Raw genomic sequence first — 24,201 nt, 5'->3', positions numbered from 1 at the left:
AGGTTCAAGTACTCCCACCTGTTATTTTTTCCTGCATTTTTCACATATTCCTTTCAAAACCAAGTTCACATCGTTCACTTCATAATCGTGTGGCAAGCTTTCTTCCGATATCTTATTCGGTAAACAGATTGTTTTCCTACAATCGGTACAATGAAAGTGCATATGTAAATCTGTACCGTATTTACCTTTGGCGTTTTCATCAGAAATCGCATATTTTGCCACTCCGACCCCATCATTAATCTGATGAATCAGCCCTTTATCCTCGAAAATCTTGAGGTTTCGATAAAAGGTCGTTCTGTTTGCTGTTTTATTGGTTTCGCTCTTTTGAACAAAGGCCTTTTTCAAATCGGAAAAGGACACGGCACTTTGTTTCCTTTTTAGGAACTTGTATATCTTCGACCTCATTTTAGTAGGTCGAATCCCTTTAGCCAATAATGTTTTTTCCGTCTTTGTCATTTAATATTCTTTCAAAAAACCAGGTTCTTCTATGTCCCAATTTTTCTAATCTTTTTTATAAGCCAAAAGGCGCAGCGCATTGGCCACGACTACCAAGGTAGACCCCTCGTGAAATGCCACGGCTATTCCTATGTTTGCCCAGCTCAAAATGGTGGCTGGTATCAGAAGTGCCACAACCCCAAGGCTTACCCAAAGGTTCTGCTTGATTATGGCCTTTGCTTTCCTACTTAAGCCAATGGCAAAGGGCAGGGTTTCCAATTTATCGGCCATTAGGGCAACATCCGCGGTTTCTAAAGCCACATCACTGCCCGCTGCACCCATTGCAATACCTACGGTACTGTTTGCCATCGCAGGCGCATCGTTTACACCATCTCCCACCATTGCCACCTTGGATTCCTTTTCCTTTAATTCTTTTATGGCATCCACTTTTTCCTCCGGCAACAGGCTTCCCCAAGCATCGGTCAATCCAATTTCTTTAGCAACGGCGTCGGCAACCTTTTGATTATCCCCGGTTAGCATTATCATCCGCTTGATACCGATTTCCTTTAATTTTTTCAGTGTTTCCTTGGCCGCTTCCCGTGGGGTGTCCATCAGGGCGATGATACCGATATATTCTTTGTTCCTTCTTATAAGCATCGTCGTGTTTCCGTCGCTTTCAAGTTCTTTTACTTTATTCGATATTTCTTCGGATGGTTTTGCTTCATCGAGGTCTTCGTACAAGTCAAGGTTTCCAATATAGATTTTATCCTTGCCCAAGGACGCTTTGATACCTTTTCCGAGAACCGCTTCTAAATCTGACGCATCGTTAATATCAGTACCTTTCAGACGCTCTTTCCCATCCCTTACGACAGCTTTGGCCAAAGGGTGGTCGCTCAAATTTTCAACAGCAACAGCTATCTTTAACAGTTCATTTTCTTCAATATCCCCTAATGGTACTACATCGGTAAGTTTGGGCTTGCCTTCTGTAAGCGTGCCCGTTTTATCAAAAGCCAAAGCCGTAATGACCCCCAAATCCTCAAGCGGTCGCCCACCTTTGATAAGTACCCCGCCACGAGCCGCTCTTGCAACCCCGCTTAATACAGCACTTGGTGTTGAAATGGCCAGTGCACAGGGGCTGGCGGCTACCAATACCGCCATTGCACGGTAAAAACTTGCACTAAACGGTTCATCAATGACCAGAAAGGCAAAGAGCAGGATACCCACCAGTATCAGTACGGATGGTACAAAGTATTTTTCAAACTTATCGGTCAACAGTTGGGTAGGGGACTTCTGGGTCTGCGCCTCGTTAACCAGTTTGACCAGTCGGGATAGTGTAGAGTCTTTGGCTTCCTTGATTACCTTTATTTCCAGCGTGTTATTACCGTTGATAGTTCCAGCGAATACCCGATTTTCGTCCTTGATATCATCGTCTGCCGAATAGTCCCTGCTCGTATCTTCCACGGGAATTTTGTCCACGGGTACACTTTCCCCAGTAATAGGTGCCTGGTTGACGCTGCTTTTTCCATTGACCACGACGCCATCTGCGGATATTTTACTATTGGGCTTGACCACAATGATATCGCCTATACTTAATTTTTCAATCCCGACTTCTTCTGTCTTGCCATCTTTTTTCAGCAATGCCGTTTTTGGTGCTAAATCTGCCAGTGCCGCAATGGACTTTCGGGCCTTTTCCATTGCATAATGTTCAAGGGCGTGCCCCAAACTAAACAGGAACAGCAACAAGGCACCTTCTGCCCATTCGCCCAGAGCTGCGGCACCGATGGCGGCAACCAACATCAAGAAGTCGATTTCAAAGCCGCCCTTGGCTACGGTCTGTATAGCCTCTTTCGCCGTAAAGTACCCTCCAAAAAAGTAAGCACCGACGTATAAAGATAAGCTAACCCAATCCGGTATTGATTCTACGTAGGAAAGGCCAAAACCAATACCCAGAAGCGTACCGCAAATGATGGCAAAAATAAGTTCGGTATTCTTGCCAAAAATACCACCGTGGGCGTGTGCCTCACTTTCACCCTCCTTGTGGTTGTGTTCTTCGCCGTCTTTATGAACGTGGTCTTCGCTCTCGCCAACGTGTTGATTTTCCTCCTTGTCTTGAGTATCTTCAGATTTTTCTTCACCGTTGGAAACTTCCATTTTTTGTAAATACGTTTCTGTATCAACGGAAGGTTCAATAATGGTAAGCCCTTGTTTTTCTATTTTCTTTTTAATAGCCCCAAATCCTGTAATGCCTTTATCAAATTCCACACGTACCATTCCAGAGCCTGAAACGGAAACTTCCAAAACTCCATTGATTGTCAAAAGGCTTTTCTCTATGGAACGAGCCTGCCTTGTGTGTCTGATTCCTTTAACTTCAATGAGCAAATGCCCGTATTTTTCGGTAATCTCGGCACCAGTACTTTCGGCGAGGGATTGAATGCGGTCAATGGAAATGATATCTGGGTCATAATGAAAACAGAGCTGCGGCACATCATCTCCGTTTGCATCGGCAATGTGCACTTTTTCGATGCCCTCTTTAGCTTGTAGTTTTTGAATAAGCCTTTCAACACAAGAATCTTTTTCGTTAGGAACTTGCGGAAGGATGACCGGTATTTTTAGTTGTAGTTTTTCCATTTTTTATTTTTATTTTATCCACTCTTTGGCATCGTCTTTTTCTTCGGTCTTATAAAATTTTATATGAGCTTCTGAAAAAGGAAGCAATACCTCGGTAAATTGCTCCTGCCATTTAACGCTACCCACCAAAGCAACACGCTTTAAATGCTTTTCATTCGGAAGGTTTAATTCAATTCCCTTCCAATATGCCTCTGCTGTCCAGCCTTCAAAATTTTCCATCTCGATGTACCAATACACTTGTGGATGGGCAGTTATATGTTCTGTTAAGACTGGTATCAAGTTTTCATAATCCTTGGCATCCAGCTTATTCTCTGCTACCATATATACAGTAGCCTCTTTTTTATAGATTGTTATCATTGCTCATTATTTATAAATGATAATTGAATTTAAAAACCAAACGTTTAAACCAAATTGCCACTGCATTTTTCGCAGATACCCTTTACCACCAAGTTGATATCCTCGGTAATATAACCATCAGGTAAGTTGATGTGAGGGATTTTATGCTCTGTTAAACAGACCGTTTCATTACAATTGTTGCAATGAAAGTGCAAATGAAGGTCGTTGCCGACCTCGCATTCACAATTTTCTTCGCAAAGGGCGTATTTTATAACTCCCGTACCATCCTCGATTTGATGCACAATACCTTTTTCTTCAAACGCTTTCATAGTCCTAAATAGGGTACTTCTTTCACTGACCTTAAAATCCTTTTCCAAGTCGCCAAGGCTGATGGCCACATTCAACTCTGCCAACCGCTTATATGTCATAAGGCGCATAGCTGTAGGTCGTATTCCTTTGCTTTCTAAAAATTGAACTATTTTTTCCATTTGTTTAAAAAGAGATTTACAGGTCGTGCCGTTTTAAGGAATCTCCTGTTTTAATTTGAAAGGCATCTTCAATATCCGACAAATAAATAATACCGTCACCGTCAGCTGGTTCTTCTGTTTTACCATTGGCTAAAATAATTTCTATGGCTGCTTGGGCTTCTTCATTTTGGCATACCAACTCGATTTTTACTACACGACTATCTGTAATATGAAAATCGAGTGATGGTCTTGCACCTTTAGCCTTAAACGCACCAGTTCCTTCAGCTTGAGATAAGGTCATACTTTCAAATCCATTGTCAGAAAGTGCTTCAATGACTCTTTGGATTCGGTTTGGTTTTATAAATGCTTTTATTTCTTTCATCTGTTGATATTTATTTGTTTTTTAATGGTCATATGTAATTACTCACATCGTTTTTATTTTATTTAAAGGTGTTCGTGAATCTCTGATTTCGCCAATCAACATTGTGGTTGGTATCCACATTGTTATAGCTCATTTCATATTTTTAAATTTTTAATCGATTTTGAACCGAGCCTGTTTTTTAATTTTTAACTAACTAATTAAGACGATAAACAAACTCGGAATCAAAATCTTTGATTGTTATTGAATTAATGTCCGTGTTCCAGTTCGCCCTTGACCATTTCCGAAGACAGGTTATAAGCTCCGTTTATCACGACTTTGGCATCCTTTGAAACTTCGGCAGGCAGGTTGACTTCAACAAAGCCTAAATCAGTAATACCAACCGTTACGGGTATCATTTTAAATTTCATTTTGTCCGCTTCCATTTCTTCATCTTCATCCAAAATAAAAATAAAGGATTGCTCGCCTTCTTTTATAATGGCAGCTTCCGGTACGGCAAAACCCTTTTTCTCGCCTTGCACTATTCGCCCTTCCACATACATACCCGGCAATAGGTTTTTATCCTTGTTTTCAATATCTGCCAGAACTTCCAAAGCTTTTGGGTCTGTATTGAAGGTTTTACCAACAGACCGAACGGTTGCTTTAAGCAGTTCATCTGGACGAGAGGCCGTGGAAAAATATATCTGTTGCCCTTGCTTGATTTGCTTTATGTCCTTCTCATATACTTTGAAGTTGACATAAATTTTTGAGTTGTCGCTTATCGAGAACATTTTGGATTGTTGTGCCACGTAATCGCCAAGGCTAATCATTACTTCATCCACATACCCACTTATAGGCGAGGTAATGGGAACAGCGGAATATATCTGTCCTTCCGCCACTTTGTCCGGGTTAATGCTCAACAGTCTCAATTGGGACCGCAAACCATTGACGCTGGATGTTGTAGAACGAAATTTTGACTGTGCCATTTGAAATTCCTTGCCAGAAGAAACACCTTTATCATAAAGAGTCTGCTTGCGCTCAAAATCCTGTTTCAAAAAGACCAATTCATCATTTTTTTCCTGATAATCTTGTTGCATTGCAATGATATCAGGGTGTTCTATATATGCCAACACCTGTCCTTTGCTTACGTTATCTCCGGGTATTACTTTTATGGAACTCACATTTCCACCAACAAAAGGACTTATGTTCGCCTTGTCCTGTGGGAAAAGTTCCAGCGTTCCTGTTACCTTAATGTTGTTCCCTAAATTGCGTTCCTCCAAAAGTTTCATTTCCAAACCTATGGTTTCGGCCTGTTGCTTTGTGAGTTCCACAACGCCTTCTTCCTCGCTGTGACCTTCTTCTTCTCCTTCACTGTGGCCTTCCTCGCCGTGTGCATCTTCTCCAGCTTCATTGGTTTTTGATACGCCTTCGGCTTCGTTATGCCCAAGTTCAGATTTTGGGGCATCATTACAACTCATAAACATAAGTGTAAATAATACGGTACTTACTAATAGTATATTCTTCATTTCTCTTTTTTTAAGGTTATAAATTGCCCAATTGATATTGCATATCAATGGTCTGCTGGTTAAACTGATTGATGTATTGTAAATGGTTTTGTTTAATGCGGATGGCACTATTGAGAATCGTGATGTAATTGACGTAATCTATTTCGCCTTCTTTAGATGCCAATTGTGCGGTGGTAATTTGTTCTTCTGCCAAGAGTAGTGCGCCTTCTTCGTAATATTGCAAAATCTTCTTTGTTTTTTCAAGGGATTTGGTCAATTGCGACACACGACTTTCCGTGACCGCCTTTTGTTCCAAATATTGATTCTCTGCTACCATTGCGTCTGCCTTGGCCGCCTTGACCCTCGACTTCTGGGGAAAAAACCACAACGGAATACTAATACCTGCCTGATAGGTGTTGAAGCCTGAAACATCATCCACAACCTGTCTGCCATACGATAAGCTGAATTTCGGTAGGAATTGTGATTTCTCAACGCCCACGTTTGCTTTACTTACTTCGGCATTTTGCAAGGCATATTGCAACATTGGGTTATTCGCTACCGAAGTGGAATCTAATGTCGCCATAAAATCCAATGTTTTGTATGGTTCACTAATCGTTTCAATGGATTCATCCGTTCCCAAATATTGTTTTAAGGCACGTTTGGCTATTTCAATATCATCAAAGGCTTGTTGCCTTAATACTTGAATCTGTTGAAATTCGGAAGAGGCTGAAATAAATTCCAATTTGCCTGTTTCTCCCGTATCATACCGAAGTTGGGCAGCGGTCTTAAAATTGGCATAAATACTGTCCAGTTGGTCTGCAAAGCGCAACTGCGCCTTATAATAATTTATTTGGTCATACGCTTGCATCACATTACGCACCAATTGTTGTTCACTGGCCACATAAAACTTTTCTCCCAAGGCAATACGCTCTTTGTAAAACTTCGATTTTGAAAAACCGGAAAGCAAATCAATGTTGCCCTGTTGCACACCAACGGTTGTCTGCACTCCAGGAAGATTATTTCCATATTCTTCTTTGCCCGTGAAAACTTGAGTGCTACCAAGGTCAAAACTCGTTCCCTTTAGTGCCTTTTCCCGTTCAATAAATGCTTGGCTCTCTTTAAGTGATGGATAATTCTGTTTAGCCATAGCAATAGCCTCATCAATGGTCAAGGTCTTTGGGATTGTACCATCTTGATTGGTGTCTTGGGCAAATGAAGTACCAGAAGCCATCAAACCTCCAACCATCAATAATACGGTTACAATATTGGTTGATTTTTTAATATAACTTACATCTCCACCATTGTCCTTCTTTTCTTTTCGGGATTCCAGCCAATAATAAAGAATAGGAATAACCACCAAGGTCAGAAATGTTGCTGTTATCAATCCGCCAATAACCACCGTTGCCAATGGTCGCTGCACTTCTGCCCCGCCAGAGGTAGAAATCGCCATTGGGATAAAGCCCATAATGGCCGCCGTTGCCGTAAGCAAAATTGGACGTAAGCGTTCGTGTGTTGCCTCGTATATTCGTTTTTTTAAGTCTGTCATTCCACTTTCTTTTAATTCGTTGAATTTGTTTATCAGTACCAATCCGTTTAAAACCGCAACTCCAAAGAGCACAATAAAACCAACACCTGCCGATATACTAAAAGGCATTCCTCGTATCAATAGTGCAAAGACACCTCCAATGGCCGCCAAAGGCACTGCCATATAAATCATTAGTGATTGTGAGAACGAACTCAATGCAAAATAGAGCAAAATGAATATTAGGAAAAGTGCGATAGGCACTACAATCATCAAGCGGTCTGATGCACGTTGCAGGTTTTCGAAAGAACCTCCGTAGGTTACAAAATAACCAGGTGGCAATTTTACCTGTGTTTCCAATTTTTGCTGTATTTCCTCGACCATCGATTTTACATCGCGCCCACGAACATTGACCCCAACCGAAATACGGCGAGAGGTATTGTCCCTTGAAATTTGCATTGGTCCTGGCTTATAGCTGATATCTGCAACCTCCTTTAAAGGCACTTGCGCTCCGTTTGGCAGGTCGATATAAAGATTTTTAAGACTGTTGATATCTTGTCGAAATTCCTTCGCCAAGCGGATTACTACATCGAACCGTTTTTCGCCTTCAAAAATCACACTTGCCTGTTCTCCAGAAAATGAAGCACTCACATAATCGTTCAGCTTGTCAACGGTTACACCGTATTGTGCCATTTTTGCCCGGTTATACACCACCGTCATTTGTGGCAAACCGCTTGTAGCTTCCACATTGAGGTCAGCCGCTCCGGGTACAGTTCTAATGACCGCAGCGATTTCCTGTACCTTGTCTGCCAAAACGCCCAAATCTTCCCCATATAGTTTAATGGCAACATCTTCTCGGACACCCGTCAATAATTCATTAAAACGAAGTTCTACAGGTTGGGTAAACACGAAATTTACGCCTGGAACAACTGAAATTTTTTCCTGTATTTTTTCGATAAGTTCTTCTTTGCTGTCTGCTGAAGTCCATTTGCTCTTATCTTTTTCAAGAATGATATAACTATCCGCAATGTCCATAGGCATTGGGTCGGTTGGGATTTCGGCAACCCCAATTCTTGAAATTACCGTTTTTACTTCTGGAAATTCATTGATTAAATTTTGAAGTTTTTTTGAAGCCTCGATGGACTCGGTAAGACTGCTACCTGGTTTTATCAACGCTTGAAACGCAATATCGCCCTCATCATATTTTGGGATAAATTCGCCGCCCATGTTGCTGAAGATAAATCCTGCGATTAATAGTAGGGTAACTGCGCCTATAACGACACCAGCCCGAAAACGAAGTGCAAAATTGAGCAACGGTACATATCCTCTATTTAGCCCAGACATTATTTTATCACTGAACCTATCAATTTTATTTTCAAACTTGGCAAACCAACCGTTTTGGTTCTTTGCTGGTTTCAAGAACATCGACGAAATCATTGGGACGTAAGTAAGACAAAGGATAATCGCTCCTAAAACGGCAAATCCAAAGGTAAAAGCCATTGGACGGAACATTTTTCCTTCCACACCAGTCAAAAAGAGAATCGGTGTAAATACAATAAGGATAATCAATTGTCCGAAAAATGCCGAATTCATCATCGTACTTGCCGATTCGTAGGCTATTTCATCCATTTCGGGCTGACCTATGGCAGTTGTGGTTTTTTTCATCCGTTGATGGATATGAAAAACCATTCCTTCAACAATGATTACCGCACCATCCACGATGATTCCAAAGTCGATTGCACCCAAGGACATTAAATTTGCCCACACCCCAAATTGTTTCATCAAAATAAATGCGAAGAGCAGTGATAATGGGATTACCGAAGCTGTAATCAAACCACCACGGAAGCTTCCCAACAATAGCACCAAAACAAAAATCACAATCAGCGAACCTTCAATAAGGTTTTTCTCGACTGTACTTGTGGTTCTTCCTATCAATTCACTTCGACTTAAAAACGGTGCTATATAAACACCTTCCGGCAAGGATTTTTGTATTTCATCAATACGGTTTTGTACATTTTCTATCACAGTACCAGGGCTTTCGCCTTTAAGCATCAAAATCTGTCCGCCTACAGATTCGTGACCGTCTTGGGTAAATGCACCATAACGCACTTGGTTTCCGTAACCCACTTTTTCGGCAACGTCCCTTACCAAGACAGGGCTTCCATTTTGAGTGGTCACAACCGTGTTTTCCAAATCGGCGATACTTCGAGCCAGCCCTTCGCCACGGATAAAATTGGCTTGGTGGTTTTTTTCAATGTAAGCACCACCGGTATTGGCATTGTTCACTTTAAGAGCTTCAAATACCTGATTCATTGTAATGCCAAAACTTTTTAGTTTATCAGGATTAATGGCAACTTCGTATTGTTTTACATAACCTCCAAAGGCATTGACCTCGACTACGCCTGGCACTAAAGCCATTTGGCGTTTTACAATCCAATCTTGGATGGTGCGAAGCTCCATTGCATCATATTTGTCTTCATAGCCTTCTTTTACTTTTAAGGTGTATTGGTAGATTTCGCCCAGACCTGTAGTTATTGGTGCCATAAATGGCGTGCCGAAGCCTTCGGGGATTTCTCCAGCAACTTCGGTTAATTTCTCTTGTACCAATTGCCGGGGAAGATAAGTGCCTGCCTCGTCCTTAAATACAATGGTAACCACGGACAGCCCAAAACGGGATACTGAACGCAGCTCGATAACGTCAGGAAGATTTGCCATTGCCAATTCTACCGGATAGGTAACAAATTGCTCAATATCTTCAGTACCTAAATTTGGGGCCACTGTAATAACCTGTACTTGGTTGTTGGTAATATCGGGTACAGAACCCAGATTTATAGTGGCCATAGACCAAATGCCCGTACCTACAAGTGCCACTATAAAGAGCCCAATAATAAACTTGTTATTAATGGAAAATGAAATGATTTTGTTAATCATAGAAAAAGTATTAATTCAGTTTAAAACTTACGATGCGAATAGGTGCAACGCATTTATATAGCAATGCCTATCTTGAGAAGCATCACGTTAGGATATAGCTATCCTTAAAAAAAACTGAATTATACTTTAGGGGGTTGGAAAAGCGATTCCAAATATCTGGAAGAGAAGTTTACTTTATGTAAGTTAACCTGTTTTTTTCCTTCAAACTTTAATTGATTAATTAAAGCCAAATTGTTGTTCTCAATCATTAACACTAAAGGGTGACAACATTGCTGATGGGAATGGATTGGTGTATTCTCCTTATCAGGGTTATGATGATGCCCTTCATTTTTTGCACCATTGTCAATGTAATCTTCGACTACGTATTCAAGGAAAGAGTCTCCATAAACTTTATGGTCTTGATAATGGGTAATAATGCTTGAAATTTCTTTAATTGGCCCACAAAAGTCCATATCAATGCTGATTCCCTGAAAAAAGAATAAAATAGACATTGATATGGAAAAGAATATTTTCATAAAGTTTGACAAAGATACAAATTAATCGATGCACAGGTTGTGCAAAAACTATGGTTGTTCTTTATTTACTAATTTTAGTTAACCTTAAATATAGATTTTGCCTCTCTATAAATCCGTTCAAAATTGAGCTTTAATTCATCGGTTGTAAAATGTTGATGAGGATTTGGTATTTCTCTTTTAATCGTTTGTAGTTTAAATTGAACTCTTTTATCTTTGCCATCAGCAAAAGTTATAAACTCGCCTTGTTTCAAACGGAAAAAAACATCTGCTCTACGTTTAGAAACTTCTTTTTCGCCTGTGGTAATTCTCGTATCAAAATTTAGATTGTGTCCACGATTTATACTTGTGGTTTCCTTACGAACAATCTCAAAGAAACGCTCATAATATTTTGCAGTATCTGGGTCATTAACTTTGCCGAAAAACTGATAGGAAAGATTGCTCAAAATAGCCTTACTCGCTTTGTCTCCATATAGCATATCATTCTGAATTTTATCCTGCATCACGTAAATTGTGGCAATATCATAGCTTCTTAAAGTTGCGGGAATGCGGTGCATATTAAGCAGCTTTATGGTTGGGGCTTCTTCCATCATTAAAAATGACGACTGTTGACCTCTCACGCTCATTTGCTTGATGACTGTGTGCATAATTGCAGCGATGATAGGCGAGTAAGCTGATTCATATTTGGGATGGTTCACGATGCAGATAACAGCAGGATTGTCCTTGCTGTTGATATTCAATGGTACTTCATCTTTTGACAAAGCCATAAACAACTGTTGTGAACCTATCTTTTTAAAGGCATTGGCCAATGTGCTTTTCACACCTGCCGTTTGTTTGTCAGAATCCATTCCGTTGATAAAAGCACTTGCCATACTTCGGGAAGTGATATTTGAGCTCACAAAAGTAACCAACTGTTTGGTAGTCATCGATTGAAAAATAGCAATCAAATGGGGCAGGGTGCAATATTGAGGATAGGACGTTTTTAGTTTCCAAATCATTCCACCCATCAAACCTTCAACAGCATCACTGAAGAATTTTGTGGTACTGTTTGTACTGGATTCGTTGAACTCCAAAAGATTTTCAATGAGTACCTTGGATAATTCATTCACACTTTCCTCATTGGGCAAATATCTTGGGGTAATTGGGTTTACACAATAATGGATTTGGTCAAAAGCTATGGTATAGAATTTAATATCCTTTTCTTTAAATAATGGGTAGGCAATTTCGGTAAGTTCAAAATCCTTGTAATCGTGTATGATACCACAAAATTGATGGGTACTAAAATGCTGTAAAAAATTATAGATAACACTTTCTGTTTTACCGCTTCCCGCAGAGCCAATAATCGATGCACCTCGCTTGATATTTTCGATTTGAAATTTTCCACGACGAAGTTTAAAGCGTACCTGATATTTCTTATCTCCGTTTTTGGGCTCTTCTTGATGAAGAAACACATATAAAACTGTACTGACAAACAATACCGGAACAACAATAAAAAGGATGATATGTGGTATTGACATACTCATATCCCAATAGAACCCGACTGTATTGCTCGGTCAATCCCTTTTTTTAACTTGTTGATTATCTTTAATGCCAACTGTACTTTGTTTGTTGGAATATTCATTATGGGTACACCAGATTTGGCAAGTATTTTATAGGCAGTTGCCTTTTCATTGGTTGGCAATCCCGAAAGAATTGAGAAATACAACTTTGGATTTTTCAGGAATGTTTTACGTGCCTTATAAGTTTCAACATAGTTTCGTTTGTATTGAAATAGAGTGTCAAACGTTTTTTCAGAAGCCTTAAAGAATTTGTCCCTATCAAAACCACGTTTTACAGGTTTGCCATTAAAAACGGTTTCCGAAGCTTTGTACTTGCTACCAGGGGACAAACTGTATTTATTGGACATATCCTTTCTGCTCACAATAATATGGATATGGCTTTGAGAGCCTTCTTTAGGCATCCCTCTAACAATGCGTTTTCCATCTTGTTGATGTGGTGCTTCTTTTTCCAATCGGGACATCGTTTGCTGTAATTTTTTGATGTTGCCTTCTAATTCGCCACTTTTAATTTTCCGGATATCGTTCTTAATTTGAAGTATCTTGGTGGCATAAGGTTGGTTCTCCTGAATTTTCCTATCCGTTCCCTTATACGTACGCTGATGCTCAATTTTGGCATAGTATATAATGTCATCTACAGTAACAGCTCGTCCGTTTATTTCCCGATTAAAAGATTTAGCGTACTCTTTCATCAATTCTCGGGTGTACTTTTTCAGTTCCTCGGAATGATTTTGCAATCGCTTCAATTCATAAGCACTCGGATTGACTGTAATGGAATAAAACTTTGGTTCGGTCTTTTTGAGTTTAGCCGTATTTCCGTCAATTTCTTTAATGACTTCCTTACCTGATATTTCTTCGCCATACTGATTGAAAAAATGTTCCATTTCATCAATGGATTTGTCATCGTTTTCTTTTTCGAGATAAGCGACAAAATCGGAAACGCTCTGTGCATAATTGCCATCTAATGTCTGTTTGGTTACTGTGATATACATTATAATTTTTGTTTAATGTTTTCAAATTCATCTTTGCTTAAATCCAGTTTTAAATAGCCACCTCCAAAACTGCTTTTAACATAAGTGGTCTTATCAATGATTTTTTCTAAATCATATTTTACGGAATGGAATTGTTGTTGAACTTCTTCGTACCGATTTCGATAATGATTCAGTTCCTCATTTTCTGTAATCAATTCCTGTTGTTCAAATTCAAATAATTCTTCTTGTGCTTCTTCCTCTTTTGGATTCTCCTGAAAGAGCAGTTCCAACATTGCATTGGTGGGTTTGGTCTGGTTTTTTTCAATATCCCTAATAATGGCTACAAGTGCATTGATTCGTTTTTTTAAGCTATTCTCTAAAGTCTTCATATTTGCACCCAAAGATTCATTTGGGGATAGCTCGTTCAAATCAAAAAAGTTCATCATTGTTTCCAGCGTATCGGTATGCGAACGTGAAATTCTTTTGGAAAATTTCCGAAAGCGAGTTGCCACATTAGGTTTAATACTAATGGCAGAAAAACTGTATTTCTTTTGATGATTTGAACTCATTTACTGTAAAAAATTGCCGTTTTATAGGGGTTTCAAAAGGATTTACTGTAAAATTTTATTATTTCTCTATTTCATATAAACAGTAATTATTTGAATATCAAATAATTACAACTAAAAACCAATCGTTAACACCGCCTTGGCGTGTTACCCTCTTGCTTCTCAAATTCGTCCCGCAGGGACAAAATTTTTCAAACAACCTGACTAAAAAGTCAGTTGCTTTTTTCGGAATTAAAAAATTCCGATATGTTTAATTTTTGGTGTGTATCATTATCGGCGAAAGTCAAATCAAAATGGGATAACGATACTTAAAATGGTACAGCTTAACAGCCTTTTAAAGATATTCTATTTGCAAATAATATTCAAATACGGATTGTTTTCAAATGGTAGGTTTTGATACCAAAAAATAAGATTTTTGTGAAAATGTAAATTTAGGACGTCGAGTTACGGAATATTGGCTCTCTTAATATTGAAAAAATAAGGCACAAAAGAAGACCTCTGAAAGTTCAAAGGTCCAATTCTGTTTTTTCAATTTAGATATTAAAAACGTAGGTGTAGGTGTATAGATTTTTTATTGCTTCTTCGTCCAATATGGTGTTATAATCTATATGATGTTTATTGGCGTAGGCTTTAAGGTCGTTCCCAAATTTACTTTCTATATCTTCTTTTGAAACGGAAAGTAGATGCTGTTGGGTTTCGTCATCGAGGTTGTTATAATTTAAATATATCATAGTTCAGGTTTTAAATTATAATATTCCGTTATCGGCAAAGCTGTAATAATCACCATTGGGTACAATAATTAAATGGTCTAAAACCTTTATATCGAAAAGCTGTGCCGCTTGTTTTATTTTTTCAGTGATGTTCTTGTCCGCTTCACTAGGTTTTAATTGACCTGATGGATGGCAATGGGATAAAATAATCCCAACACTCAAAGATTTTAGTGCAATCGCAAATAATATCCTTATATCTACCATAGTACCTGTAATACCACCTTTTGACAGTTCATAGATTCCTTTTGCCTTATTGCTGTTGTTCAATAACAAAACCTTAAAAGTTTCGTGAAGTCCTATGGTATCTTTGTTCCAATGCTCAAAAAGTAGTTTAGCGGCATCATCGGAAGAATTTATTTTTTGCCAAAAAGAAGCAGGGATACGTTCTTTGTAGCTGACTTTTATTTCATTAACTTTGTCTTTCATTGTTCATTTATTTTAAGTGAATAATTAAAAGAGGGCACGAACTAATTGAAAACTGGTCTTAGTGCCCTCTTTACTTTTTACTTACTGCCCATCAATAGGATTTCATCGGCTACCACTTCGGTAACATATCGTTGGTTTCCGTCGTCCATAGTGTAGGTGCGTGTTTTTAGCTTTCCAACCACACCAATTTCTTTACCTTTTTGGGCATATTTTTCGATGATTTCGGCAGTCTTGCCCCAAGCGACAACAGTATGCCAATTGGTGTCCGTTTGCTTTTCGCCTTTACTGTCTTTGTAGTTTTCGTTGGTAGCCAAAGAAAAACGGGCTACTTTCTTACCACTTTCAAGGTTCGTAATGGTTGGTTCTTGTCCAACATTTCCAATTAACTGTACGTGATTTTTAATAGTACTCATAATAAAAGATTTAAAAGATTAATATTTCCCTTTTTGATTTAAACTGAATTAAATTTTAAGGGGTGTTTGTATGATTTCTTTCGTGCTCCGCACAATAGATGAAGTGGGTTTTGTCAAGACTTTTAGGGAATAAATCAGGAGTGTCTGCGACGTAGTAAAATCTTTGGATTTTCAAGGAAGTAGAAACCTTATTTTTGCCTAAAACTTGTACAGTCTTGACAAGTTCCATAATGGTATTAGCAATTCTTATAAAGACATTTGTGACGAGAGCGTACCGACAGTTAAGCGAACAAAGCAAATGGCTTTATTTTAGAATTGGTTATGCCATACCTGTTTTTCGCTGTCCCGAAAAACAATAAAGGCTTCATCTATTATAAACCCCTTAAAATGTGTGAGGCAAAGGTTCGGTTTTTAAGAATTATCGAGCAAAGACCAAAGTAGGCTTTGCCGTTAATTCTGTTAAGAAAATCGAGGCTTTGACTTTCCGATTACAAGCGGACTGGATTCACGGTTTTGGTTTGGGAATGTAGCGTTCCTTCCCAGCGAAGCGGGAAGGGGAAGCGGAATGGAAAGCCAAAAACGGGGATTGGGTCCAAGATTTTTTTATAGAGAAGCTCTTTGCCCGAAATGTAGCTTTTTGCGAAATGTAGCGGGAAAGTGCTGAACGGATTATAGAACCAAATTATTCTTTTGAAGTAGGATTTAAAGCGGACTTGACTTTAAAGATGTAGATTGGAATAGAGTTTGACCACTTCCCGAATTTTCTCGGGAATGAGTAGGCAAGTGGAATGGAAATCGGAATCTTTGAAGTTGTGTCCAAGACCTTTTTTGAGTGAAGCGCTTTTCCCGGAATGAAGCTTTCGCGGAATGTAGGGGAATGTGCTGAATGGGATTATAAATCTAATGGCATAAAAAACCTCCCTACCAGAGTAAGAAGGTTTTACAGTTATAATCAATTTACTATTTTTCTTTTTTCAGAACTAATTGATACACACAAGGAATTACCACCAAATTCAATATCGTAGCTGACAACAAACCACCTAAAATTACAACCGCCATCGGGCTTTGTATTTCACTACCCGGTTCGCCACCTTTTAAGGCTAATGGAATTAATGCTAATCCTGTTGTAAAGGCTGTCATTAAGATTGGATTTAATCTATCCAAAGCTCCTTTCTTTATCAATTGAAAGCCTTGGATTCCTTCTTTTCGTAAATCTTCATAACGAGAAACCAATAAAATTCCATTACGGGTTGCTATTCCAAAAAGACTAATAAATCCAATGGTCGCAGCGATACTGATAATACCTGATGTAAAGTACACAATCAAGATACCACCAATCAATGCCAGAGGTAAATTGATTAAAACTACGAACGCCAGTTTTATGACCTTAAATTCATAATACAACAACAGGAAAATGATGGCTATCGCGATGATGGCTGTTATCAAAAGCAATTGTGATGCTTTGGACTCACTTTCAAACTGTCCGCCATATTGTACACGGTAGCCTTCTGGCATATTCACGTTATTGGCGACGACTTCCTTTATTTCGTTTACTGCACCACGTAAATCCCTACCTTGAACATTGGCAGCGACCACAATTTTTCGTTGTACATCTTCACGATTGATAGTGTTTGGACTACTTACCGATTGAACTGTTGCCAATTCGCCCAACGTAGTTTGTCCACCTTTCGGTAAACTAATCAAGGTTTTATTGATATTCTCAATATCATCCCGAAACGGTTTTTCATAGCGCACTACCAAATCAAAGTATTGCTGTCCTTCATAAATCTCGCCCACTTCTTCTCCTGCAAAAGCGATATCTACTTGTTCCATCAAATTACCAACCGTCATACCATATGCCGAGAGAATCTGGCGCTTGGGTTTAATACGAATTTGAGGCACTTCAATTTGCTGGTCAACAGCAACATCTGCCAGTCCATCAATATCCTTAATGTTCTGTTCTACGCTTTTGCCTACTTCAAACAGTCGTTGTAAATCGAAACCAAATATCTTGATGGCAATATTGGCGCGTGTCCCGGAAAGCATATGGTCGATACGGTGGGCGATGGGTTGCCCCAAGGTAATGTTGACACCTGGTGCAACACTCAATTTGTTTCGGACTTCTTCAAAGAATTCTTCTTTTGTTTTGTCCTCAAGAACAAAAGGCACATCAATTTCCGAAGCATTGACACCTTGCGCGTGTTCGTCCAGTTCGGCACGGCCTTGTCTTCTTGTAACAACCTCTACTTCGGGCATATCCAATAGTATAGTCTCGATTAATTTACCTGTCTTGTTGCTTTCTTCCAAAGACATTCCCGGTGGACCAACCACACTAATTACCAAAGAGCCTTCGTTGAATTCAGGAAGAAAACTCCTTCCCAATTGTGTGACCACTAAAAGACTTAACAGAAAAACAATCACAGTTACGCCAATAATGGTTTTGGGTATTCGTGTTGCCCGTTCCAAAAGGTTGCCATAATGTTTCTGTAGCCATCGCTCCACGCGTGTACCTTCTGCCTGCTTGTTCAAAAGCTTTTCGTTATCCAATAAATAGGAACACAAAATAGGCGTAACCGTTACGGCAACAACCAATGAGGTCAATACCGATGTTACAAAGGCTATGCCCAGCGGTTGCAATAATCGACCTTCCATTCCGCTTAAAAAGAACAAGGGAACAAATGATACGATGATAATTAAGGTTGCAATAATGATGGAACTTCTAATCTCTACTGAAGCGTCACGCACTACTTTTATGGTCGATTCCCGCTCCGCTTTCGGTTTTCTGATATTTTCCCGCAAGCGTTTATATACATTTTCCACATCGATGATGGCATCATCTACCAACGCACCTATCGCAATGGCCATACCACCCAAACTCATTGTGTTTATAGTGTAACCCAGCCATTTTAAAATGATGATGGACACCAATAAAGAAATTGGGATAGCCAGCAAGGAAATAACGGTAGTCCTCCAGTTCATCAGAAAAATGAAAAGGATAATCATTACAAAGAACGCACCTTCTAAAAGAGTCATATTTAGATTACTTATAGAAGCATCTATGAAATCAGACTGCCTAAAGATTTGACTTTTGATGTTGACACCTTTGGGCAGGGTTTTTTGCAAATCGGCAATGGCTTCATCCAGTCGGTCTGTCAACTCCAATGTATTCACATCGGGCTGTTTAGAAATAGTAAGAATCACAGCGGGATTTGCGTTTAATGAACCATCGCCAATTTTATCAGCTGCACCAATTTGTACGGTTGCAACGTCTTTAATCTTGATGGTTTGACCATTCACTTCCTTTAGAACCGCTTCCTGTAAGTCTTCCAGCGCATACGCCCTACCACTTCCCTTAATGATGTACTGATTGCCATATTGATTGATGACACCACCGGGCGCATTTTGATTTGCTTCCTTAACGTGTTCTACCAATTCTGAGAGGCTCACGTCGTAATACTTCATCTTTTCGGGATTGGCAAATACTTGATATTGTTTGTAATCGCCACCAATAACCACCACGTTTGCAATACCGCCAATGGCTTTTATACGAGGCCTGATGGTCCAGTCGGATAAGGTTCGCAGTTCCATTGGCGAAAGACTATCCGATGTCACTCCCAAGAGCATTATTTCGCCCATAATGGATGAAATAGGTGCCATTGTTGGTGCTCCAATTCCTTCGGGTAGATTTTCCCGTACCATTGGAATACGTTCACTTACAATTTGTCGTGCCCGATAAATATCGGTTCCCCACTCAAATTCTATCCAAACAATGGAAACTCCCGCTGCCGATGACGAACGGATGCGTCTCACATTGGGCGAACCGTTTAAGGCAGTTTCCAGTTGATAGGTCACTAATTTTTCTACTTCTTCAGATTCCATTCCGTGCGCTTCGGTAAGGATTGTTACCGTTGGTGCTGTAAGGTCTGGGAATACATCGACGTTCATTGTACGTGCATAATACACGCCCAACACACTCAATGCAACCGCTCCCAATAGTATGAGCAATCTGTTTTGAAGTGAAATTGATAATATTTTGTTTAACATTTCTCTTCGTTTTTAATGTTCGTGACCGTGTGCAGGTGTTGAACCCGACATTGAAGCCATTTTAACTTGATATGCTCCTGTAGTTACTACCACTTCGCCAACTTGCAGACCTTCCAGTATCTCTACATTTTCGCCATTGCGCTTTCCAAGCTTAACAGGTCGTCTTTCAAAACTTTCGCCTGATAGTTGAACGATAACGGAATAGCTTCCATAGTCTTCCAAGAGAGCATTCACAGGAATCATTGTGTTCTGTGTTGCATTTCCCATCGCTATCTGAACAGGTGTTAGACTTCCTATTGGCATATCGACGGTGGCATTGACTTCTGTAAAAACAGAAATCAAAGGATTTTCACGTTCCACGTCCTTACCAATCGAAAGGATTTTGCCCTCGGCATCAGTTACGTCTTTCCATTGGTTATCATTATCCTGATACCATATACCTTGTAAATTACCCATCGTAAGTCCGTAGTTGGGTGCTAACTGCGCTTTTAAAACTCTGGATTGATGCGTCCCAACGGTTACAAGTGTAACACCTTGTTCTACATAATCGCCATTTGAAACAGTTATGGATTTGATAAAACCATCAAAAGGTGCACGTATTTGTTTGCTTCCGCCCGAGACACCAGACACCAATGATTGATAGTTGGCTTTGGCTATCTCGAAACTGCTCTCTACTTTTTCAAATTCAGATTTCGGGACTATTTTGGATTCGTATAGCTCTTTCTTCCTTTCATATTCCGATTTGGCCTGTTGGAATGTCGCTTTCGCGGAAGCGATATCCGTACTTAAATTATTGGATGCCAAACCTTGACTGTTCAAGCTCATCAACAACTGACCCTGTTTTACCGCTGTACCTTCGGTTAGGTTATTTACTTTAAAATCTACCACACCATTGGATTTTGCCGCCAAGGACTTTGTAGAACCTGGCGATGGCATCCAAACACCGGACGTATTGATAACATCGTAAATTTTACCCGTAACGACAGGTGCGGTTTGAAAATCGATTTTCCAAGCCTGCTCTTTTAAGAACGAGATACTTCCATCATCTTCGGCAGTACCCAATGCCATTATGGCTTCATCTGCATTACTATAGACCGTAACATCGTCAATCGTTATTTTATCTGAATAGTCTGGCGTTTTCAATTCAAAAACAAGTTGGTAACTACCAGCTTCTTTTGGTTGAATGGTAGGCGAGAATATGCCTGGTGATGAAGGTGCATCTGCGATATTGCGAATGCCTTTATCGCCCTTAATCAAACTAAGCGTAACCGAACCTTCGCGAACGGGCTGATGCTTGTCCAACACCGTAAAGTGGGCTGCAAGCCTGCTTGGACTGCCTACTATTAAAGCAGGGAATTCTACGAATAATTCTGTTTTGTTTGTCCAAATGGTGTGGTCCAAGCGTGGAATTTCTTCTCCTTCGTGGCTACCATCGGGATTGTGTGCGTGTGCGTCTTCTGCCTTGTTGTTACAAGACATTGCCAAAAAGGCAAGCACTATGAGTATATATTTCATCTGTTATATCTATTTGTTTTTTAGTGGTCTTGGTGTTCCTTCCCCTCATCGTGGGTATGGCTATCCGTTTTCATTTCCATAGAATCTTTTTCTACTTGAAACTCTTCTTGCTCTATGGTTTCATCGCCCATATGGTTGCCGTCTGCATCGTGGTCGTGACCGTGTTCTTCAGTGGTTTCTGTTTTTGATTTCGTATCTCTACAAGATGTCATTGTGAAAATTGAAACTGTTAGAATTGCGAATATTATTTTGGAAATCCTCATAATTGTATGTTTAAAATTTATAATTGATGTTTTAATAATTGTGCTTGAAGCAGTTGCAGTTCCTTTTCCATTTGCAACATTTTATCTGAAGCATTTCTGTAAAACTGAAGTTCTACATAGTAATCCATAAACGAATACTCGCCCAACATATAGGCTTTAAAAAGTAAATCCTCACTTTCTAAATTGCCCATTGTTGTTTGATACTCATTGTATTTTTTGAGCATCAATTCGTATCGATTATAAGTTTCCTGAAACTGTGTGTAAAGCGAAGTGCTAATTACTTGCGTATTGGACTGCTGATACTCATAATTGGCTTCGGCAGCTTTTACTTTGTTCTTGCTATTCCAAAGGGGAATCGAGACACCGCCATAAAAACCAGAATAATGACTACCGCTAACGCCTTGATAATTGTAGCCAAGTGCTACGTTTGGTAGTACTTTGTTTTTTTCCAGTTTTACTTTTTGAAGTGAAGATGTCTCAATAGCCTTTAATTCTTGCAGTAAAGGGTCATTTGATAATTTTTCCTGCCAAAGACTTTCCTCCGCACCAACTTCAATAGGCAATGCAAGTCCTGTCGAAATGCCACTAATTTCATTACCGCCGTTCAACGTTTTGAGTTTTGACAGCAAAATTTGAATTTCGGTTTCAATCTGTTCCACGGCAAACTGCTCTTGAATCCAAGCAATTTTCGCTTTATTCAAATCTAAAATGCCTACTTGCTCGGTATCAAAAAGTTTTTGGATTTGGTCAAAAACCTGCTTGCTCTGGGTTTTTCTTTCTGCTTCAACAGTTTTTTGTTTTTGCAAGTAAGCAAGTTCCAAAAGCGTGTTCTTCGCTTTCAACAAGACTTCCTGTCTCTTGTTAGCATAGGCTGATGCTAACTGTTGCGATTTAGACTCGTTCCATTTGCCACGAGCAGCATATACCGTTGGGAATTCAAAAGATTGCGATAGTTGATATTCGGTATAATCTCCAGTTCTATTGTCGCCAAATGGCAAATAAAAGCCAGAAAGCTGTGGGTCGGGCAAATTATTGTTGCTCCTGTTTTCGAGTTGCTGACTTTCAATGAATGATTGATAGCCTTTTAACTCCGTGTTATTCTGTTCTATTTCATTAAGTAGTTGCTCTATATTTTTATCCTGTGAGAAACCACTAACAAAGAACAGGCATCCGCAAATTGCGGACACGATGTGTTTATTCATTGTGTGAAATTTTAGGTTTAATCTTACCTGTCGGCTGACAGGTCTACATTTATAAAAGGAAACAGTACCGTAGCGATACCGTAGTCCTAAACGATTAACCTAAAGATGGTGGGCCTCGTGAGTCGAGGGAAGAGAGGTAGGGATTAAAGTATTTATTGGGTGGATGATAGACAGGCGATTTACTATTTTGCCTGTAATCAATTAAGAAGATATTTTGGGTTTCAAAAGAACTTTTTGCAACATCCTTTTCAACAACGGTTTGTTGCTCGATTGTATTCCTTTCAAGTAAGACTATATCGCTGGATACCGTGGAATGGATGTGCATATCCATAACGAACCCAAAAAACCCATAAGGGGATTCTTCTTCGTGGGAATCATCATCGTGATGATGATGTTCGCCAGTATGGGCAATATCTGAATGGGAATGAGCGTCCTCGTGTTGATGGTGCAAATGCGGAAAAACCTGATGCAGCATCATTAGGCTAAACAAGCCTAAAAAGAAAAATGCCGCTATTTTATTTGGTTTTTGCATTAGGTACAAAGATACCATTATTTCTTATTTGTGAAAATTTAGAGTACTTCAATCTCTTTTAGAAAAGGTGAAAATCCAGTTTAAGGTACTGGATGAACCTTTTTATAATGTTTCTTTAAACCATTGCATATATTTCATCAAACAATATCTTATCAAATTTTTCCTGTTGCGAAAAAGTTTTTTTCAAGGTATTGTGAAGCATCCAATTAAAGGCGTTATACCCATCCCATAATGTGGGCGTTTTATAATAATCGTGTCCTTCTTCGGCTATCATATCCAATAATTCCCTGGATTTCTTTGAAGGATTATCGTTTTTGTCGCTACATTCATATCGGAACAGTTTCGTTTTTTCCAATATTTCCTTTACGAATGCTTTGGTGTCGATAAGTACGATTTCTTCCATTTCCCTGAATTTTCTTGTGATTTCGTAGTATTCGTTATCCAAGAACTTCTCGAATAGAAAATTCAATTTCGGCATTATTAAATCTGTATTGTTTTTGCTGTGCTTTATTGAAAATGCTATTTCTGATTGAGCAACGTGCAAGCCATTGGTGCATACTTCTCTATAAAATCCAAAATGCCCGGAAGTCTTTTCGCTTCCGTCATAGGAATTTTTGAAACGCAACATCGGTAATATCTTATCCTGTTCATTCTTCAACGAAAACTGATTATGGTCCTCGATTATAAAGTCGGCAATGAAAGACCTGTCATTTCTGTTAATCGTGCGTTTATGATATTTCAGATTGGCATCCAGTAATAGCTGTTCGGCTTTTTTGAAAAACAATTCATTTGGAATATGGCCATAACTGTTCGAGACCACATTCACAATTTTGTCATTGGAAATAACGGCATTTTCAAGTCCTCTTCGAGACTCCATACCAGTAATAATTTTTAACGATTTCATTTCATTTGAAACGAAAATTTCATCTTGTTGTAAACGATTTAAATACATAATATTTGATTTTAGACCTGTCTGAAGACAGATATGATTAAAAAAAGAAAGCCTACTCTTGCGAGCAGGCTTTCACATTTGAAGACATTAGCTTCATTAAAGTTCAAATTTTAGAATCTGTTCTTCAATCTCTGATTTACGTTGTTCCAAAGTGGACTGTAAATGTGTAGTGGAGTTGTTACCTTTACTCGGACACAAAATTTAAGACCGTTTGTTACAAAACAAATATCTTAGAAACATGAAAAAACGTATTTACAGTAAAGAGTTTAAAGATCAAACAGTTCGATTAAGTTATCA

The 24,201-nt window shown here is 39.2% G+C and carries 20 protein-coding genes; all 20 read right to left on the bottom strand.

What is annotated here, in order from left to right; all coding sequences use genetic code 11:
• Window positions 1-21 precede the first annotated feature (21 nt).
• Window positions 22-456, bottom strand: coding sequence for a Fur family transcriptional regulator (locus tag HGB55_RS13645; protein WP_026775384.1), 435 nt, complete (start codon window positions 454-456; stop codon window positions 22-24).
• Between the two features lie 45 nt (window positions 457-501).
• Complete coding sequence (locus HGB55_RS13640; RefSeq protein WP_168817445.1) at window positions 502-3,063, bottom strand: heavy metal translocating P-type ATPase; 2,562 nt, start codon at window positions 3,061-3,063, stop codon at window positions 502-504.
• A 9-nt stretch (window positions 3,064-3,072) separates the two neighbouring features.
• Entirely contained in the window at window positions 3,073-3,420 is a 348-nt protein-coding gene (locus tag HGB55_RS13635; protein WP_168817444.1) for an STAS/SEC14 domain-containing protein, read from the bottom strand.
• 44 nt (window positions 3,421-3,464) lie between these two features.
• The gene (locus tag HGB55_RS13630; protein ID WP_168817443.1) at window positions 3,465-3,887 is read right to left on the bottom strand and encodes a Fur family transcriptional regulator; all 423 of its coding nucleotides are present in this window, start codon (window positions 3,885-3,887) and stop codon (window positions 3,465-3,467) included.
• Between the two features lie 16 nt (window positions 3,888-3,903).
• A complete protein-coding gene (locus HGB55_RS13625; protein WP_168817442.1) occupies window positions 3,904-4,248 on the bottom strand; it encodes a P-II family nitrogen regulator in 345 nt (114 codons plus the stop codon).
• 245 nt (window positions 4,249-4,493) lie between these two features.
• A complete protein-coding gene (locus tag HGB55_RS13620) occupies window positions 4,494-5,750 on the bottom strand; it encodes an efflux RND transporter periplasmic adaptor subunit (RefSeq protein WP_026775393.1) in 1,257 nt (418 codons plus the stop codon).
• A gap of 16 nt (window positions 5,751-5,766) precedes the next feature.
• Window positions 5,767-10,182, bottom strand: a complete 4,416-nt coding sequence (locus tag HGB55_RS13615; RefSeq protein WP_168817441.1) for a CusA/CzcA family heavy metal efflux RND transporter — start codon at window positions 10,180-10,182, stop codon at window positions 5,767-5,769.
• A gap of 119 nt (window positions 10,183-10,301) precedes the next feature.
• Entirely contained in the window at window positions 10,302-10,634 is a 333-nt protein-coding gene (locus HGB55_RS13610) for a hypothetical protein (RefSeq protein WP_247649227.1), read from the bottom strand.
• 137 nt (window positions 10,635-10,771) lie between these two features.
• A complete protein-coding gene (locus HGB55_RS13605; RefSeq protein ID WP_028281656.1) occupies window positions 10,772-12,217 on the bottom strand; it encodes a type IV secretory system conjugative DNA transfer family protein in 1,446 nt (481 codons plus the stop codon).
• Window positions 12,214-13,242, bottom strand: a complete 1,029-nt coding sequence (gene mobB / locus HGB55_RS13600) for a MobB family relaxase (protein ID WP_025743390.1) — start codon at window positions 13,240-13,242, stop codon at window positions 12,214-12,216. The genes HGB55_RS13605 and mobB overlap by 4 nt, the downstream gene beginning before the upstream one ends.
• Window positions 13,242-13,790, bottom strand: coding sequence for a BfmA/BtgA family mobilization protein (locus tag HGB55_RS13595; RefSeq protein WP_168817440.1), 549 nt, complete (start codon window positions 13,788-13,790; stop codon window positions 13,242-13,244). The genes mobB and HGB55_RS13595 overlap by 1 nt, the downstream gene beginning before the upstream one ends.
• Window positions 13,791-14,320: 530 nt before the next feature.
• Entirely contained in the window at window positions 14,321-14,518 is a 198-nt protein-coding gene (locus tag HGB55_RS13590; RefSeq protein ID WP_168817439.1) for a hypothetical protein, read from the bottom strand.
• A 15-nt stretch (window positions 14,519-14,533) separates the two neighbouring features.
• Window positions 14,534-14,983, bottom strand: coding sequence for a RadC family protein (locus HGB55_RS13585; protein ID WP_168817438.1), 450 nt, complete (start codon window positions 14,981-14,983; stop codon window positions 14,534-14,536).
• 77 nt (window positions 14,984-15,060) lie between these two features.
• The gene (locus tag HGB55_RS13580; RefSeq protein ID WP_168817437.1) at window positions 15,061-15,396 is read right to left on the bottom strand and encodes a single-stranded DNA-binding protein; all 336 of its coding nucleotides are present in this window, start codon (window positions 15,394-15,396) and stop codon (window positions 15,061-15,063) included.
• A gap of 960 nt (window positions 15,397-16,356) precedes the next feature.
• Complete coding sequence (locus HGB55_RS13575) at window positions 16,357-19,440, bottom strand: efflux RND transporter permease subunit (protein WP_025743392.1); 3,084 nt, start codon at window positions 19,438-19,440, stop codon at window positions 16,357-16,359.
• A 12-nt stretch (window positions 19,441-19,452) separates the two neighbouring features.
• Window positions 19,453-20,955, bottom strand: coding sequence for an efflux RND transporter periplasmic adaptor subunit (locus tag HGB55_RS13570; protein WP_025743393.1), 1,503 nt, complete (start codon window positions 20,953-20,955; stop codon window positions 19,453-19,455).
• A 20-nt stretch (window positions 20,956-20,975) separates the two neighbouring features.
• Complete coding sequence (locus tag HGB55_RS13565; RefSeq protein WP_025743394.1) at window positions 20,976-21,167, bottom strand: hypothetical protein; 192 nt, start codon at window positions 21,165-21,167, stop codon at window positions 20,976-20,978.
• 68 nt (window positions 21,168-21,235) lie between these two features.
• Window positions 21,236-22,420 (bottom strand): TolC family protein, encoded by a 1,185-nt coding sequence (locus HGB55_RS13560; protein ID WP_025743395.1) that lies wholly within the window; start codon window positions 22,418-22,420, stop codon window positions 21,236-21,238.
• A gap of 94 nt (window positions 22,421-22,514) precedes the next feature.
• On the bottom strand, window positions 22,515-22,952 hold the full coding sequence (locus tag HGB55_RS13555) for a hypothetical protein (RefSeq protein WP_025743396.1): 438 nt from the start codon (window positions 22,950-22,952) through the stop codon (window positions 22,515-22,517).
• A gap of 115 nt (window positions 22,953-23,067) precedes the next feature.
• A complete protein-coding gene (locus tag HGB55_RS13550; protein ID WP_025743397.1) occupies window positions 23,068-23,904 on the bottom strand; it encodes a DUF932 domain-containing protein in 837 nt (278 codons plus the stop codon).
• Between the last annotated feature and the right edge of the window lie 297 nt (window positions 23,905-24,201).

Source organism: Lutibacter sp. B1, from assembly GCF_012524075.1.
Lineage (GTDB): Bacteria > Bacteroidota > Bacteroidia > Flavobacteriales > Flavobacteriaceae > Lutibacter.
The sequence above is the reverse complement of the archived record's forward strand: the minus strand, read 5'-3'. Positions and strand labels throughout refer to the sequence as shown.

What these genes read in the sequence shown, in the direction of transcription:
- HGB55_RS13645 (WP_026775384.1), bottom strand. Translation starts at nt 456, where the DNA reads ATGACAAAGACGGAAAAAACATTATTGGCTAAAGGGATTCGACCTACT.
- HGB55_RS13640 (WP_168817445.1), bottom strand. Translation starts at nt 3,063, where the DNA reads ATGGAAAAACTACAACTAAAAATACCGGTCATCCTTCCGCAAGTTCCT.
- HGB55_RS13635 (WP_168817444.1), bottom strand. Translation starts at nt 3,420, where the DNA reads ATGATAACAATCTATAAAAAAGAGGCTACTGTATATATGGTAGCAGAG.
- HGB55_RS13630 (WP_168817443.1), bottom strand. Translation starts at nt 3,887, where the DNA reads ATGGAAAAAATAGTTCAATTTTTAGAAAGCAAAGGAATACGACCTACA.
- HGB55_RS13625 (WP_168817442.1), bottom strand. Translation starts at nt 4,248, where the DNA reads ATGAAAGAAATAAAAGCATTTATAAAACCAAACCGAATCCAAAGAGTC.
- HGB55_RS13620 (WP_026775393.1), bottom strand. Translation starts at nt 5,750, where the DNA reads ATGAAGAATATACTATTAGTAAGTACCGTATTATTTACACTTATGTTT.
- HGB55_RS13615 (WP_168817441.1), bottom strand. Translation starts at nt 10,182, where the DNA reads ATGATTAACAAAATCATTTCATTTTCCATTAATAACAAGTTTATTATT.
- HGB55_RS13610 (WP_247649227.1), bottom strand. Translation starts at nt 10,634, where the DNA reads ATGGACTTTTGTGGGCCAATTAAAGAAATTTCAAGCATTATTACCCAT.
- HGB55_RS13605 (WP_028281656.1), bottom strand. Translation starts at nt 12,217, where the DNA reads ATGAGTATGTCAATACCACATATCATCCTTTTTATTGTTGTTCCGGTA.
- mobB (WP_025743390.1), bottom strand. Translation starts at nt 13,242, where the DNA reads ATGTATATCACAGTAACCAAACAGACATTAGATGGCAATTATGCACAG.
- HGB55_RS13595 (WP_168817440.1), bottom strand. Translation starts at nt 13,790, where the DNA reads ATGAGTTCAAATCATCAAAAGAAATACAGTTTTTCTGCCATTAGTATT.
- HGB55_RS13590 (WP_168817439.1), bottom strand. Translation starts at nt 14,518, where the DNA reads ATGATATATTTAAATTATAACAACCTCGATGACGAAACCCAACAGCAT.
- HGB55_RS13585 (WP_168817438.1), bottom strand. Translation starts at nt 14,983, where the DNA reads ATGAAAGACAAAGTTAATGAAATAAAAGTCAGCTACAAAGAACGTATC.
- HGB55_RS13580 (WP_168817437.1), bottom strand. Translation starts at nt 15,396, where the DNA reads ATGAGTACTATTAAAAATCACGTACAGTTAATTGGAAATGTTGGACAA.
- HGB55_RS13575 (WP_025743392.1), bottom strand. Translation starts at nt 19,440, where the DNA reads ATGTTAAACAAAATATTATCAATTTCACTTCAAAACAGATTGCTCATA.
- HGB55_RS13570 (WP_025743393.1), bottom strand. Translation starts at nt 20,955, where the DNA reads ATGAAATATATACTCATAGTGCTTGCCTTTTTGGCAATGTCTTGTAAC.
- HGB55_RS13565 (WP_025743394.1), bottom strand. Translation starts at nt 21,167, where the DNA reads ATGACATCTTGTAGAGATACGAAATCAAAAACAGAAACCACTGAAGAA.
- HGB55_RS13560 (WP_025743395.1), bottom strand. Translation starts at nt 22,420, where the DNA reads ATGAATAAACACATCGTGTCCGCAATTTGCGGATGCCTGTTCTTTGTT.
- HGB55_RS13555 (WP_025743396.1), bottom strand. Translation starts at nt 22,952, where the DNA reads ATGCAAAAACCAAATAAAATAGCGGCATTTTTCTTTTTAGGCTTGTTT.
- HGB55_RS13550 (WP_025743397.1), bottom strand. Translation starts at nt 23,904, where the DNA reads ATGTATTTAAATCGTTTACAACAAGATGAAATTTTCGTTTCAAATGAA.